Source organism: Streptomyces sp. NBC_01390 (assembly GCF_045040105.1).
GTDB lineage: Bacteria > Actinomycetota > Actinomycetes > Streptomycetales > Streptomycetaceae > Streptomyces.
Genome location: NZ_CP109551.1, coordinates 7,123,744 through 7,138,864, shown reverse-complemented (window position 1 = coordinate 7,138,864; position 15,121 = coordinate 7,123,744). Strand labels below are relative to the sequence as shown.

Below are 15,121 nucleotides of genomic sequence, written 5' to 3'. Positions count from 1 at the left end.
CCCACCGGTCGGACGACGGTCACGCTCGTGCACGTACTCGACGGCGATCTCGGGGTGCCGGCTCAGGCCGTCCGGGCCGTCCCCGTCCCCTTCTCCGCGTCCAGTGCGTACACGCACCGGTCCTTGCTGCACGCGTACACCACGCCGTCCTTGACCACCGGGGCGCCGGTGATCTCGCCGCCGGTCGCCAGTTTCCATCTGAGGCGGCCGTCGTCGGCCTTCAGGGTGTACAGGAGGTGGTCGGTCGAGCCGAAGTGGATACGGCCCTCGGCCACCGCCGGGGCGCCGACGATGTCGCCGCCCGCCTGGAAGCGCCACTTGGGCGTGCCCGTCACCGCGTCCAGGGTGTACAGGCCCTTGCCGCTGCCCACGTGGACATGGCCGGCCGCGACCAGCACCGGTTCGATCGACGCGCGCGACTCGGTCGCGATCCGCCAGCGGTCCCGTCCGTCCGCCGCGTCGAGGGCGTAGACCGTGCCGAGGTAGTCGGCGAGGTAGACGCCGCCGCCCGTGACCGCCGGGCCGGGCGCGAAGGTGGGCGGCGAGAGGAACACCGCCGGGGCCTCGAAGTGCCAGCGGACGTGGCCGGCGGCGACGTCGATCGCCAGGACCCGGGTGCCCGCGGAGACGTACACCTGGCCGTCGGGGCCCGGGGTCAGCCGTACCGGGACTCCGCCGCAGGAGGCGGTGTCGCCGATCGGGTAGGACCAGCGCTCGTCACCCGTACGGGCGTCCAGGGCGCGCAGGCGCCCCTCCTGCCACACGAACACCGTGCCCTCGTGGACGTGCGGGCCGGCCTCCGGGGACTCGAAGTCCGTCTGGGCGCCGGTGTGCTCCCACAGCTTCCGGCCGGTGGCCGCGTCCCAGCCCTGGACGCCGCCGCCGCGCGTACCGGTGACGACCGTGCCCCGGTCGGCCTTCAGCGAGTACACCCAGGCGTCCGTGGACAGACGCCACAGGTCCATGCCCTCGCGGGCGTCGAGCGCGAACAGGGTCGGTCCGTCGGAGGCGTGGATGCGGCCGTCCGCGACCGCCATCGACCAGGCGACGTCCCGCGTCTTGAAGCGGCGGCGGCCCGTCATCACGTCGAGGGCGTGCACCTCGAAGGAGGTGACGTAGACCAGGTCACCGGCGACGGCCGGGGTGCCCCAGACATCGTTCGACATACGGAAACGCCAGGGGCGCCAGCCCGCGGGCGACTCCGGGGGCAGCTGCGGCGCGACCGGCACGGGGTTGGGGTCGGCGCCGTTGACGCCGGGGCGGGGGCGCGACCAGGAGGCGACGAGGCCGGACTCCGGCGGGGGTGCCTGGACGGCGGCGGCGCGGGCGTCCGAGACACGCGGACCGGGGCCGATGGGCACGGGTGCGCCGGCCAGCCGCACGGGGCCGGTGTCGGGCGCCCCGGTGGGCAGGGCGGACGGCATCGGGCCGGGTACGAGACCGGGTCCCGGGCCGCGTCCGAAACCGGGCGCCGGGTCGTGCGAGGGCGGCGGCGGGATCGCGAGCCTGCCGCCGCTGCGGCCACCGGAGGACTGCGGCTTCGCCGCCGGACGGCCTCCCCGGCGCTGCTCGATGAGGGCCGTCGCCCGTTCGGGCAGCCATGCGGAGGCCGTACCGCTGTCGTCGGAGCCGGAGCCGAAGAGGTGGGGGGCCAGCTGCGCCTGGAGGTCGGCGGGGTTGGGGCGGTTGGTCGCCTCCATCTGCATACAGGACTCGATGAGGGGGCGGAGTTCGTCCGGCAGCCCTTCGAGGTCCGGGCCCTCGCGCAGCAGCATGAAGACCGTCTCGACCGGGTTCGCGCCGTGGAAGGGGGCGTGGCCGGTGGCCGCGAAGACCAGCATCGAGCCGAGCGAGAACACGTCGCTGGCGCCGGTCACGCTCCGCGAGTCCTTCGCCTGCTCGGGGGACATGTAGGCGGGCGTACCGACGGCGACGTTCGTCATCGTCAAACGGGTGTTCGAGACGCCGGACGCGATACCGAAGTCGATGACCCGGGGCCCGTCCTCGACGACCAGTACGTTCGACGGCTTCAGGTCGCGGTGGACGAGCCCCGCGCCGTGGATGGACTGCAGCGCCTCCGCGACCCCCGCCGCGAACCAGCGCACCGCCTGGGCCGGCATCGGCCCGCACTCGTTCACTATCTCTTCAAGGGAGGGCGCGGGAACGTACGCGGTGGCGAGCCACGGCACGGCGGCACGCGGATCGGCGTCGACGACGGCGGCCGTGTAGAAGCCGGAGACGGCCCGCGCCGCCTCCACCTCACGGGTGAAGCGGACCCGGAACAGCTGATCCTCGGCGAGTTCCGTCCGGACCGTCTTGATCGCCACCCGCCGGCCCGAGGCCGAGCGCGCGAGATAGACCAGCCCCATGCCGCCGGCACCCAGCCGTCCCAGCACCTCGAACGGCCCGATCCGCCGCGGATCGTGCTGCGTCAGCTGATCCACCACTTGCCTGCCACCTCCCCGTACGAGCCGCGTCACCTACATATGTACGCGACCCCGTGCAGCGTCTCACCACCGCCACCGCCTTGGCGGCACGCACCCCGATTCTTCCTGGCCGGGGCACAGGTTGCGAACTCGCGTCCGAAACGGGATGTCTCTACCCAAACAGTCACAAACACCCTGCACGCGGGCGCTCTCGCGACGGCTCACGCCCGTTCCTGGCGGTTCATGACAGCTGCTGGCGGCTCATTTTCGGAGGAGTGCGAACGACGCTCCCTGATTGTCCGTGACGACCGCCACATTCCCGTACGAAGTGTCGAAGGGCGGCACCTGGACCCGGCCGCCGAGCCGGTTCACCGTCCCGAGCGCCTCCGTCATGTCCTCGACGGCGAAGTGGACCAGGAAATGCGGCGGCATCTCGGCCGGGAACACCTCCGAGACCGCGGCCCGGCCGAAGTCGGGGGTCGCGTCCGGGCCGAAGAGCGCCTCGTGGAAGAGGTTGCCGTAGAAGGTGTTGGCGACGGCCGTGTCCCGGGCGTACAGCTCGGCCCAGGCGAAGGTGCCGGGCTCGTGGCGGCGGCCGAAACCGTCGTGCGTACCGGCCTGCCAGAGGCCGAACACGGCTCCCTCGGGGTCGGCGGCCAGTGCCATGGTCCCCAGTTCTCCCAAGGGAACCGGCGCGGTGATCACCTGCCCTCCGGCCGCGTGGATCCGGGCGACGAGAGCGTGGACGTACGGGCTGGCGAAGTACACCGTCCACACGGTGGGCATCCGGCCGTCGGCCTTGTGGGCGAGGGAGGCGACGGGCTCGCCGTCGCACAGGGCCTGCGTGAGGCCCTCCTTCTCCTGGAAGGTCCACCCGAAGAGCTCACCGTAGAAACGCTTGCCCGCCTCGACATCGGGCAGCTGGGCGTCCACCCAGCAGGGGACGCCCTCTGTGCGGGCGGATGCCCTGTTTTCGGCCATACCGTCAAGTTAACGGTCCTTCACGCATCCCGCAGAGCAGGCGCGGGACCAGGCAAAGCCGCCCCTGAGCGCCCACAGATCACCATTGCACCCCATTTGCAGTCGGCCGAATCGCGCTCCGATCACCCCTCGGTAAGCTGACGGCATGACAGGACAAGTGCGTACCGTCGACGGCCGAGTGGCGGGTCGGCGTGGGCAGGCGACCCGGCAGAAGCTGCTCGACTGCCTCAGCGAGATGCTCAGCTCCTCCCCTTACCGGGACGTCAAAGTCATCGATGTCGCCCGGAAGGCGGGGACTTCACCCGCCACCTTCTACCAGTACTTCCCGGACGTCGAAGGCGCCGTCCTGGAGATCGCCGAGCAAATGGCCACCGAGGGCGCCGGGTTGACCCAGCTGCTCGCGGGGCGGTCCTGGGTCGGCAAGGCCGGCTGGCAGACCGCCCAGGAACTCGTCGACGGGTTCCTGGAGTTCTGGCGGAAGAACGACGCGATCCTCAGGGTCGTCGATCTCGGCGCCGCCGAGGGCGACAAGCGGTTCTACAAGATCCGCATGAAGATCCTCAACTCCGTGACCAACTCCCTTACGGACACGGTCACCGAGCTCCAGGCCAAGGGCAGGGTCGACAAGGACGTCAACCCCGCCGCGATGGCCGGCTCCCTCGTCGCGATGCTCGCGGCGGTGGCCTCACATCAGAAGGGCTTCCAGACCTGGGGTGTGAAACAGGCCGAACTGAAGCCGAACCTGGCCCAGTTGGTCCACCTGGGCGTGACGGGGAAGAAGCCGACGAAATAGCGCCGGCCTTCTATTCCAGATTCCGTGGCCGCCTCAATCGGCCCAAGTCCTGTCACACAGGCGGTGGTTCACTACGGTGACCACCGCCTGTCGCGCACCGGCGACAAGTTCGCCCCGTACTCAGCGCCGTACGATCCGGAAGATCCGGATCTCCCGCTCGACCCGCGCCTGATAGGTCGCGTACGGCGGCCAGAACGCCAGCAGCGCCTTCCAGGCAACGTCCCGCTCCGCACCGGCCAGCAGCCGGGCCGTGACCGGGATGTCCTCCCCTTTCCAGCTGACCTCGGCGTCCGGATGGGCGAGGAGGTTGGCGGTCCAGGCGGGATGACCGGCACGCCCGAAGTTGGACCCGATGAGCAGCCAGCTGTGGTTGGAGTCCTTCTCCGCATCCTCCGGCATACAGGCGAGCGGGGTATGCCGTGGCAGCCCGCTCTTCGCCCCGCGGACGGTGAGCACCACCCCGGGCAGCAGCTGGGCGCTGAGCAGCACCTTTCCCCTGGTAAGCCGGTGTACGGCGCGGTCGAGCGCGGGGACGACGTGCGGGGCGATCCGCGCGAAGGCCGGCGCCGAGGACATCTTCTGGACCGCTTTCACGACCCTCGTCGCTGTCACAGGCATCAGACGGTCACCTCTCCCGTGTCGAAGAGCCGCGCGGCCTCGGCCGCGTGCGCCCGGAGGCGGTGCACCGGCCCGAACAGCAGCTCGTCACCGGCGGCGCGCTTGAAGTACAGCTGGGCCTCGTGCTCCCAGGTGAAGCCGATACCGCCGTGCAGCTGGATGCCCTCGGCGGCGGCCGTCCGGAGGGAGTCGAGGGCCTGGGCGAGGGCGAGCCCGCCAACTCTCTCACCCTCGTGGGCGGTTGCCCAGGCCGCGTAGTAGGCGGCCGAGCGGGCCGCCTGGACCTGGACGTACACATCGGCGAGCCGGTGCTTGACGGCCTGGAACGACCCGATCGCCCGCCCGAACTGCACACGCCGCAGGGCGTGTTCGACGGTCAGCCCCAGAATCCGGTCGGCGGCCCCGACGGCCTCGGCGGCGAGCACCGTGGCGGCGACGTCTCCGGCGAGGGAGAGGCAGCCGCCGACGTCGGCGTCCTCGTCACCCAGCAACTCGGCGGGCACGTCCCGCAGTTCGAGGCGAGCCTGGGAACGGGTGGCGTCGAGGGAGGTCTGCCGGGTGCGGACGAGGCCGGGAGCGTCGCCGGGGACGAGGAAGAGAAGGGTACGCGAACGGGCGTAGCCACCGGCGTGCGCGGCGACGAGCAGGAGCCCGGCGCTGTGTCCGTCGAGAACCTGCCCGACCTGCCCGTACAGCCGCCAGCCCGCGTCCTTCCGGGTCGCCTGCACCCCTCCGGCCCGCCCTCCCCCGGCCCAGTCGCGGTCGGGCACGCCGCCCAGGGAGAGCACGGCGGCCAGTGCGGTGCCGGGGACGGCGAGCGTGGCGGTCAGGGCACCGGAGGCGATGCGCGGGAGGAGGTCGGCGCGCTGGGCGGGGGTGCCGAGGGCGGTGATGAGAGGGGCGGCCAGTACGGCGGTCGCGAGCAGCGGAGAGGGTGCCAGGGCCTTCCCTAACTCCTCTGCCGCGAGGGCGAGTTCGGTCGTTGTGCCGCCGACCCCGCCGTGCGCCTCCGGGAGGGCCAGGCCGGGCAGACCGAGGTCACCGGCGAGGGCGGTCCAGAGGGCCGGGTCGTACCCGGCGGGTGTGTCGACGGCGGCCCGTACGTCGCCGGGTGCGCACCGCTTGTCGAGCAGTTCGCGGAGGGTACGGCGGATGTGGTCCTGCTCGGGGGTGAAACGGGCGTCCATGACCTGCCCCTCCTGGGCGTCCGCGGCGCCCGTTCAGCGGGAACTGACGGATCTGACGTATTCGAGTTGGAGCATCTGACGGACCGTCATATTAGGGCGGACGGACCCTGCCGCACAGTGTCGGAGCTGATATACCGTCAGATTCATGCTGAGTCGACAACGAACGGGCGACGGACGGCGGGAGGACGGGCGATGAGCCGGAAGGTCGCGATCGTCGGGGTGGCCCTGTCGGACTGCGGCCGGGTGGACGACGTCACCCCGTACGCGCTGCACGCGCAGGCCGCCCGGCGGGCACTGGCGGACTCGGGGCTCGGCCGGGGGGTGGTGGACGGTTTCGCGTCCGCGGGTCTCGGCACACTGGCCCCCGCCGAGGTGGCCGAATACCTCGGCCTGCGCCCCACCTGGGTCGACTCCACCTCGGTCGGCGGCTCGACCTGGGAGGTCATGGCGGCGCACGCGGCGGACGCGATAGCGGCGGGCCACGCGAACGCCGTACTCCTCGTCTACGGCTCCACGGCCCGCGCGGACGTCAAGGCGGGCCGCCGGACCGGGAACCTCTCCTTCGGCGCGCGCGGCCCCCTGCAGTTCGAGGTCCCGTACGGCCACACACTCATCGCCAAGTACGCGATGGCCGCGCGCCGGCACATGCACGAATACGGCACGACGATCGAGCAGTTGGCGTCGGTCGCGGTCCAGGCGAGGGCGAACGCGGCGCTGAACCCGGAGGCGATGTTCCGGACGCCGATCACCGTCGACGAGGTGCTCGACGGCCCGATGATCGCGGACCCCTTCACCAAGCTCCACTGCTGCCTGCGCTCGGACGGGGGCGCGGCGGTGCTGCTGGTGGCCGAGGAGTACGTACGGGACTGCCGTACGCGGCCGGTGTGGATCCTGGGCACGGGGGAGCACGTCTCGCACGTGAGCATGTCGGAGTGGGAGGACTTCACGGTGTCCCCGGCGGCGGTGAGCGGGCGGATCGCCTTCGAGCGGGCGGGAGTTCGGCCTGACGAGATGGACTTCGCGGAGATCTACGACGCGTTCACCTATATGACGCTGGTGACGCTGGAGGACCTCGGCTTCTGCGGGAAGGGCGAGGGCGGGGAGTTCGTAGACGCCGCTAAGGGCCGTCTGAGGGTGGCTGGCGGCGAGCTGCCGGTCAACACTGACGGGGGCGGCCTCTCGGCCCAACACCCGGGAATGCGGGGCCTGTTCCTGCTGGTGGAGGCGGTGCGGCAACTGCGCGGGGACGGGGGTGCACGACAGGTCCGTACGCCTGCGGGAGGCCTGCCGCAGCTCGGGGTGGCTTCCGGCACCGGGGGCTGGTTCTGCTCGTCCGGGACGGTGGTGCTGGGGCGGGGGTGAGCCGGGAGATGAGCGCGGGCGACCCGTCAGCGGCTCGGCCGATCTGGGCCGCGCCCTGTGCTGAGCGCTTTGTGCGGGGCCATTTCTTTGACTGCGGGCCCGTTGTGGCTGGTCGCGCAGTTCCCCGCGCCCCTGAAGGGCGCGTCCTGGGCAGCGGAGTTCGCACGACACCCACGTGACCCCGGTTCCTCTCGTCTCCCGTCACGGGCGCAGCTCGGGGATCTCGTCCGCCGGCAGGACGTCGGCGATGCGCCACAGGCCGATCCAGCTCTTCGGGGCGGCCGACTCGTCGAGCAGTACGGCGTTGATCTCGGGGTCGGGGTCGTCGCAGGCGTCGGCGCAGACGGTGACCTGGAAGCCGGTGTCGACCGCCCACCGGGTGGTGGACAGCACGGTGCCTGAGGTGGCGACCCCCGCGACGACGAGCCGGCCGACGCCGGCGGCCTCCAGCAGCTCGCGGAGGTCGGTGGTGGCGAAGGCGCTGAAGCTGGTCTTCGTCAGGACGGTCTCCCCCTCGACGGGGGCCAGGAGCGGGTGTATCTGCTCCGCCATGCCCTGCGGGACGACATGGAAGACGGGCAGCCCGGCCGTACGGGCGGCGGCGAGGGCGTGTGCGGCGCGCTCGGCGACCGAGGGGTCGTGGCTGAAGTTGTCGACGATGTAGGTGACGTAGTCGAGCGCGAGGAACGCCGTACGGGGGGCGGGGGCGGCGTCAGGGATGGCCACGGGGTTCTCCTTGTGGGAGGGGCGGAAGCGGCAGCGGCCGGGACTAGAATCGGAGAGTGCGCCCCGGTTAGATACTGACACCACCGTACCGGAGACAGCGCCCCGTTTACCTGGTGCACGACGAGGGAGACCCGGAGATGGCGACCGAGAACCGACCCCTGCGCGCCGACGCCCGCCGCAACCGGGACCGACTGCTGGCCGTGGCGAGGGAGGCGTTCGCCGCCGAGGGGCTCTCGGTGTCCCTGGACGAGATCGCGCGCCGGGCGGGCGTGGGGCCGGGCACGCTGTACCGGCACTTCCCCACGAAGGAGGGCCTGTTCGAGGCGGTGGTCCATGAGCGGCTCGACCCGCTCCTCGCCGAGGCCCGCACCCTGCTCGACGCACAGGACCCGGGCGCGGCACTGTTCACGGTGCTCGACCGGCTGGTGACGGACGCGGTGACGAAGGCGGATCTGATCGACGCCATCGCCCACGCGGGCCCCGAGGTCCGGGCGACGGTCGACGCGACCTCCGCCGACCTGCGCCGCGTGATCGGCCACCTGCTGACCCGCGCCCAGTCCGCCGGCACGATCCGCGCCGACATCGGCATCGCGGACCTGATGGCGATCCTGTCGGGCATCCTGCTGGCCCTGCGCCACCGGGCGAACGCGGCCGCGGACCCGCGCCTGGCCCTGGCGGTGCTGTGCGACGGGCTGCAGGCGAGGACACCGAGGCAGCCTTAGGCGGTCCGGCGAAACCTGCGGTGCGACAGCGCCCCGACAGGGGCGCGGGGAACTGCGCGACAAGCCACGACGGCGCCGCAAGAGGAAAACAACCCCCCGCGGCACCCCGGCGGAGGGCTACGCGCAGGCGCCGCACAGCCCCCGATAAGTGACCTCCACCTGGGACACCGTGAAGCCGAAGCGTTCCTCCGCCGGGAGGTCCGCGAGGGGGTTGCCGGTGGGGTGGACGTCCCTGATCGTGCCGCAGTTGGAGCAGATCAGGTGGTGGTGCGGGTGGTGCGCGTTCGGGTCGTAGCGCTTGGCGCGGCCGTCCGTGGCGACCTCTATGACCTCCCCGAGGGAGACCAGCTCACCCAGGGTGTTGTAGACGGTCGCACGGGAGATCTCCGGCAGCCGCTGGGCCGCGCGGGCGTGCACTTCGTCGGCCGTGTAATGGACGTGCTCGCCGTCGAGGACCTCCGCAACGACACGCCGCTGGGAAGTCATCCGCCAGCCGCGTCCACGCAGTCGCTCCAGCAGGTCGCTCATATGGTTCACCTATTCAGGTTCGGTGGAATACACGGATTTTACCAGTGGACGTCCGGGTTCCGATAGGATATGGATTTGTCACACTTCTTGACTTGGACCTTGTCCATTGTAGGATCGCTTACGGCGATGGCCAAGTGAGCCGAGGGACAGGAAGAGACTCCAGTACGGCATACGCAGGAGACAGTGAGACGTGACGGCGTGTGTGACCTCCTCCACGTGCCCGACCGACCCACCACCCCCACCCCCCAGTTCCTGAGCACGCAGTTCGTGAGCGGTACCGAGATCTGCCCCGTCCGGAAGGATTCCCATGTCTGAGAACCACGACGCGATCGTCACCGACGCGAAAACCGAGGGCACGGGCGGCTGCCCGGTCGCGCACACGCGCGCCGCGCACCCGACCCAGGGCGGCGGCAACCGCCAGTGGTGGCCCGAGCAGCTGAACCTGAAGATCCTCGCGAAGAACCCGGCCGTCTCGAACCCGCTCGGCGAGGAGTTCGACTACGCCGCCGCGTTCCAGACCCTGGACCTCCCGGCCGTCAAGCAGGACATCGCCGCGGTACTGACGGACTCCAAGGACTGGTGGCCGGCCGACTTCGGGCACTACGGCCCGTTCATGATCCGTATGGCCTGGCACAGCGCGGGCACCTACCGCATCAGCGACGGCCGCGGTGGCGGCGGCGCCGGTCAGCAGCGCTTCGCCCCCCTGAACAGCTGGCCGGACAACGGCAACCTGGACAAGGCCCGCCGTCTGCTGTGGCCGGTCAAGAAGAAGTACGGCCAGAACCTCTCCTGGGCCGACCTCATGATCCTCGCGGGCAACGTGGCCCTGGAGTCGATGGGCTTCGAGACCTTCGGCTTCGGCGGCGGACGCGCGGACGTGTGGGAGCCCGACGAGGACGTGTACTGGGGCCCCGAGAAGGTCTGGCTCGACGACGAGCGCTACACCGGCGACCGTGAGCTGGAGGAGCCCCTCGGCGCCGTCCAGATGGGCCTCATCTACGTCAACCCGGAGGGCCCCAACGGCAACCCGGACCCGCTCGCCGCGGCCCGCGACATCCGCGAGACGTTCCGCCGTATGGCGATGAACGACGAGGAGACCGTCGCCCTCATCGCCGGTGGACACACCTTCGGCAAGACCCACGGCAACGGCCCGGCGGACGCCGTCGGCCCCGACCCCGAGGCCGCCCCGATCGAGCAGCAGGGCTTCGGCTGGAAGAGCACGCACGGCTCCGGCAAGGCCGGCGACGCGATCACCAGTGGCCTCGAGGTCACCTGGACCGCCACGCCGACCCAGTGGAGCAACGGGTTCTTCACGAACCTGTTCGAGTACGAGTACGAGCTGACCCACAGCCCGGCCGGCGCCCAGCAGTGGGTGGCGAAGAACGCCGAGGCGATCATCCCCGACGCGCACGACCCGTCGAAGTCGAAGCTCCCGACGATGCTCACGACCGACCTGTCGCTGCGCTTCGACCCGGCGTACGCGGAGATCTCCCGTCGCTTCTACGAGAACCCGGACCAGTTCGCGGACGCCTTCGCCCGCGCCTGGTTCAAGCTGACCCACCGTGACCTGGGCCCCGTCGTCCGCTACCTCGGCCCCGAGGTCCCGTCCGAGACGCTGCTGTGGCAGGACCCGCTGCCCGCGGTGACGCACGAGCTGGTCGACGCCGCCGATGTCTCCGCCCTCAAGGCGCAGATCCTCGAGTCCGGCCTCACCGTGTCCCAGCTGGTCTCCACCACCTGGGCGGCCACGTCCTCCTTCCGCAGCAGCGACAAGCGCGGCGGCGCCAACGGTGCCCGTATCCGCCTCCAGCCGCAGGCCTCCTGGGAGGTCAACAGCCCGGACGAGCTCGCCACGGTGCTGCGCACCCTGGAGAGCGTGCAGTCGTCCTTCAACGCCGCGCAGTCCGGCGGCAAGCAGGTCTCGCTGGCCGACGTGATCGTCCTCGCGGGCGCCGCGGGCGTCGAGAAGGCGGCCAAGGACGCCGGCTTCGACATCGAGGTCCCCTTCACGCCGGGCCGCGTGGACGCGACGCAGGAGCAGACGGACGTCGAGTCCTTCGCCGCCCTGGAGCCGACCGCCGACGGGTTCCGCAACTACCTCGGCAAGGGCAACCGCCTTCCCGCCGAGTTCCTGCTGCTCGACAAGGCGAACCTGCTGGGCCTGAGCGCCCCCGAGCTGACCGTCCTCGTCGGCGGCCTGCGCGTCCTCGGCGCCAACCACCAGGGCTCCTCGCACGGCGTCTTCACCGCCACCCCCGGCAAGCTGACGAACGACTTCTTCGTCAACCTGCTGGAGCTGGGCACGGAGTGGACGGCCACCTCCGAGGACAAGAACACCTTCGAGGGCCGCGACGCCTCGGGCCAGGTCAAGTGGACCGGCACCCGTGCCGACCTGGTCTTCGGCTCCAACTCCGAGCTGCGCGCGGTCGCGGAGGTCTACGCGAGCGACGACGCCAAGGAGAAGTTCGTCAAGGACTTCGTCAAGGCGTGGGTCAAGGTGTCGAACGCGGACCGCTTCGACCTCGTCTGATCCGCTGATCGACTGAGTCACGACGTCCAGGTCGGCCCGTACACACGTACGGACCGACCTGGACGTCTTTCGTTTCCGCTGCCGAGGCGGGAGGTGTTCGACGGGACGCCGTGAAGCGGCTCACACCCCGTCTGAGCAGGTCGCATGTCGTCTGAGCGTGCACCCCATGCGTAGGCAAAGCATTCCGGGCCCCGGGTCAAGAAATGCTCAAATCAGCATCAAAAGTGCACAGGTCGAGCGCATTTACCCGGGGGTAGCGCGTCCACTGAGGGCGTCCACTGGATGACAGGGCTCCACCGGCCCCACCAGCGGAACACGGGAGCGGCACGAGTCTCCTCGGCGCTCAGCGCCTCCCGTCAGGGCACGCCAGTTGGCTGATGCCAAGGGCCGGTCGGCCCGGGTCGGCACATGAGCCATGATGCGAGGGAAGCCGAAGACGGGCAATGACGCCTGATCCGGGCTCCCTCACCACCGCGCTCTACGAGAGAACCGGCGATCATGCTGAACAAACCGCCACATCCGGCACCGCCCGGGCCCCGCGATGGCGAGCTGGTCACCCTCGCCGTGACTCAGGCCCTGCTCGGCTCTCCCTCCGAACGTCGCGGAATCCGCCACGCCCGCGCTCACCCGAGCCACCTCTCCCCGTACTGCCCGGACAGCCCGGTGTGGACCGGTGCCGACCCGCGCTCGAGAGAGAGAACCGGATGACCGCCGTTGAGCACGGGAATCTGCCCACCCCCTTGACCACTTTCGTGGGCAGGCGGCACGAGATCGCCGAGATCCGCCGCCTGCTTCGGACACGGCGGTTGGTGACGCTCACCGGCATGGGCGGTGTGGGCAAGACACGGCTGGCACTGGAGGTGTCCGCCGCGGCCCGGGAGTCGTTCCCGGACGGGGTCTGGCTGGTGGACCTCGCCCCGGTGAGCGGCCCCTCAGCGGTGACGGCCAGGGCGGCCGGCGCGCTACGGGTGCCCGACCTCGGGGCCCTGCCCGTCCTGGACCGTCTCACCGGCTACCTGGCCGGACGGCGAGCCCTGCTGGTGCTCGACAACTGTGAGCACCTGATCGACGCCTGCGCCGAACTGGCCACCACCCTCCTGGCAGCCGCTCCCGAACTGCGCATCCTCGCCACCAGCCGTCACATCCTGGACGTCCGGGGCGAGCAGATGTTCGCCCTCTCGCCGCTTCCGGAGGCCGAGGCGGTGGAGCTCCTGCTGGACCGTGCCACCGCCGTCCGGCCGGACTTCCGCGTCGATGAGGCCGACCGGCCGGGACTCTCCCGCCTGTGCGCGGACCTGGACGGGCTGCCACTGGCGATCGAGCTGGCCGCGTCCCGGCTGCGCACGCTGTCCGTCGGGCAGCTCACAGAACGCCTGGAGAACCGCTTCGCGCTGCTCACCGGCGCCAGCCGGACGACCCCGGTCCACCACCGCACCATGCGCGGGGTGATCGACTGGAGCCACGAGCTGTGCACCCCGGCCGAGCGGCTGCTGTGGGACCGCCTGACAGTCTTCGCCGGCGGGTTCAGCCTGGAGGCCGCCGAAAGCATCTGCTCCGGCGACGGCATCGACAAGGCCGAGGTGCTGGACCTCCTCGACCGGCTGGTCGCCCAGTCCGTCGTCCTGACCTGCGAAGTCGACGGTCTGCCGCGCTACCGGCTGCTGTCCACCATCCGGGAGTACGGCCGGGAGCGGCTCAGGGAGTCCGGCGAGCAGGATGAACTGCGCCGCCACCACCGCGACTTCTTCCTCGCCCTCGCTCAGCGCGTGGACCAGAGCTGGTACGGGCCCGGCCAGTCCGAGAAACTGGCCCGAATGCGCGCCGAGCACGCCAATCTGCTGGCCGCCCTGGACTACGACGGCGATCCGCGGGCCCGGTTCGCCCTGGCCGCCTCGCTGTGCTGGCACTGGTCCACCGGCGGCTTCCTCAGCGAGGGGCGCCGCCAGTTCGAGCGGGCGTTCGCCGCCTCGCGCGAGCCCAGCCCCGAGCGTGCCCGCGCGCTCCTCTGCGCCGCCTGGGTTGCGCAGACGCAAGGCGACCTGGCGACAGCCGACGGCTGGCTGGACGAGGCCGACGCACTGGGCGAGTCGTCGGGTGACACTTGGGTGCGGAACAGGGCGAGCGGACTGCGCGGCGTCTCGGCGCACTACCGGGGGCAGCTCGAGGAGGCCATCCGCCGGTACGAGACTGCCTTGTCCGCCGCGACGGAGCTGGGCGACGAGCACGAGGCGACCTCCTGGCGGCTCGCGCTGGTCAGCGGCCAGACGTACGCCGGTGATCCCCGGGCGGCGGAGACCGGCGAACGCGTCGTCGCCGCCTCCGAGGCGAGCGGCGAGCGGTGGGGCCGGGCCCTGACTCTGATGGCCCTGGGCCACGACGCATGGGCCCGCGGTGACCGAGAGAGGACCAAGAACCTGGTCAGGGCCGCGCTGGAGAGCATGCGGGGTTTCGACGACCACGCGATGGTCGCCACGATGCTGGGGCTGCTCGCCTGGGCCACCGCCGAAGGCGGCACCCACGAGCGGGCCGCCCGGCTGCTCGGTACGGCGGACGTCCTGTGGCGCGACGCCGGCAGCTCGATCTCCGCGTTGGGGCCGCAGATGGCCGAACAGCACGAGCGCTGCGAGCGGGCCGTCATCGACGCGCTGGGCGAGGCGCCGTACGCGAAGGCCTTCGCCGAAGGCTGCGCGCACGACACCCCCGGCCGGGCCGTCGACTTCGCCCTGACCGCCGAATCCGACGGTGGCACCGAGCCCGGGGAGAGCACCCGGCCCGTCCCTGTGGAACCCGGCCACCAGGTGCGGGCCGCCGACGACCGGCGGCCCGGCACGTTCCGATTCGGCGACGTGGCGTACTGCACCGCGTCACTGGAGGTGTACCGGGGCGGGGAACGCCTGCACCTGACCACGACCGAGCTGAAGCTGTGGCGCGCGTTCGCCGCCTCTCCCGGCACGGTGCTCACCCGGGAGATCCTGCTGGAGCGGGTGTGGGACAGCGCCTGGGCGGGCGACACCCACGTGGTGGACGTGCAGGTGATGCGCCTGCGCACCAAGATCGGCCGAGAGCGGATCGAGACGGTCCGCGGCTTCGGCTACAAGCTACGCGGCTGAGCCGGGGAGACTCGTCAATCTTCCGACGGACGCCAATCGCCGTCCCGGGTCGGCCAGTTGCCCCGGGTCGTCGTCTGATCGACAACGAGGGAGCGGAGCGCGACACATGAACCGGTCCGGGTCGCGCACGACAGGTGC

Annotated in this window: 11 protein-coding genes; 5 read left to right on the top strand and 6 right to left on the bottom strand. The window is 71.2% G+C overall.

Annotation, left to right across the window (positions count from 1 at the left end):
• Window positions 1–62: 62 nt before the first annotated feature.
• On the bottom strand, window positions 63–2,447 hold the full coding sequence (locus OG241_RS32240; protein WP_405820267.1) for a PQQ-binding-like beta-propeller repeat protein: 2,385 nt from the start codon (window positions 2,445–2,447) through the stop codon (window positions 63–65).
• Window positions 2,448–2,687: 240 nt separating this feature from the next.
• Window positions 2,688–3,407 (bottom strand): VOC family protein, encoded by a 720-nt coding sequence (locus OG241_RS32235; RefSeq protein ID WP_405820265.1) that lies wholly within the window; start codon window positions 3,405–3,407, stop codon window positions 2,688–2,690.
• Window positions 3,408–3,552: 145 nt separating this feature from the next.
• Here OG241_RS32235 and OG241_RS32230 point away from each other — a divergent pair, with 145 nt between their 5' ends.
• Window positions 3,553–4,200, top strand: coding sequence for a TetR family transcriptional regulator (locus tag OG241_RS32230; protein WP_319095383.1), 648 nt, complete (start codon window positions 3,553–3,555; stop codon window positions 4,198–4,200).
• Window positions 4,201–4,320: 120 nt separating this feature from the next.
• Here the strand turns inward: OG241_RS32230 and OG241_RS32225 are convergent, their stop codons facing one another.
• Both OG241_RS32225 and OG241_RS32220 read right to left on the bottom strand, forming a co-directional pair.
• Window positions 4,321–4,818, bottom strand: a complete 498-nt coding sequence (locus OG241_RS32225) for a nitroreductase family deazaflavin-dependent oxidoreductase (protein ID WP_405820263.1) — start codon at window positions 4,816–4,818, stop codon at window positions 4,321–4,323.
• Entirely contained in the window at window positions 4,818–6,005 is a 1,188-nt protein-coding gene (locus OG241_RS32220) for an acyl-CoA dehydrogenase family protein (protein ID WP_405820261.1), read from the bottom strand. The genes OG241_RS32225 and OG241_RS32220 overlap by 1 nt, the downstream gene beginning before the upstream one ends.
• Before the next feature lie 192 nt (window positions 6,006–6,197).
• Between OG241_RS32220 and OG241_RS32215 the strand changes: the two genes are divergently transcribed.
• On the top strand, window positions 6,198–7,367 hold the full coding sequence (locus tag OG241_RS32215; RefSeq protein WP_405820259.1) for a thiolase C-terminal domain-containing protein: 1,170 nt from the start codon (window positions 6,198–6,200) through the stop codon (window positions 7,365–7,367).
• A 201-nt stretch (window positions 7,368–7,568) separates the two neighbouring features.
• On the opposite strand, the gene OG241_RS32210 is transcribed toward OG241_RS32215, so the two are convergent.
• Window positions 7,569–8,093, bottom strand: coding sequence for a cysteine hydrolase family protein (locus OG241_RS32210; RefSeq protein WP_405820258.1), 525 nt, complete (start codon window positions 8,091–8,093; stop codon window positions 7,569–7,571).
• A 137-nt stretch (window positions 8,094–8,230) separates the two neighbouring features.
• Between OG241_RS32210 and OG241_RS32205 the strand changes: the two genes are divergently transcribed.
• On the top strand, window positions 8,231–8,815 hold the full coding sequence (locus OG241_RS32205; protein ID WP_405820257.1) for a TetR/AcrR family transcriptional regulator: 585 nt from the start codon (window positions 8,231–8,233) through the stop codon (window positions 8,813–8,815).
• 117 nt (window positions 8,816–8,932) lie between these two features.
• On the opposite strand, the gene OG241_RS32200 is transcribed toward OG241_RS32205, so the two are convergent.
• Window positions 8,933–9,343, bottom strand: a complete 411-nt coding sequence (locus OG241_RS32200) for a Fur family transcriptional regulator (protein ID WP_006375535.1) — start codon at window positions 9,341–9,343, stop codon at window positions 8,933–8,935.
• Window positions 9,344–9,650: 307 nt separating this feature from the next.
• Here OG241_RS32200 and katG point away from each other — a divergent pair, with 307 nt between their 5' ends.
• Entirely contained in the window at window positions 9,651–11,873 is a 2,223-nt protein-coding gene (gene katG, locus OG241_RS32195) for a catalase/peroxidase HPI (protein ID WP_405820254.1), read from the top strand.
• Between the two features lie 704 nt (window positions 11,874–12,577).
• Window positions 12,578–14,983: an ATP-binding protein gene (locus OG241_RS32190; RefSeq protein WP_405820252.1), complete on the top strand. Its 2,406-nt coding sequence runs from the start codon at window positions 12,578–12,580 to the stop codon at window positions 14,981–14,983.
• The last annotated feature ends 138 nt before the right edge of the window (window positions 14,984–15,121 follow it).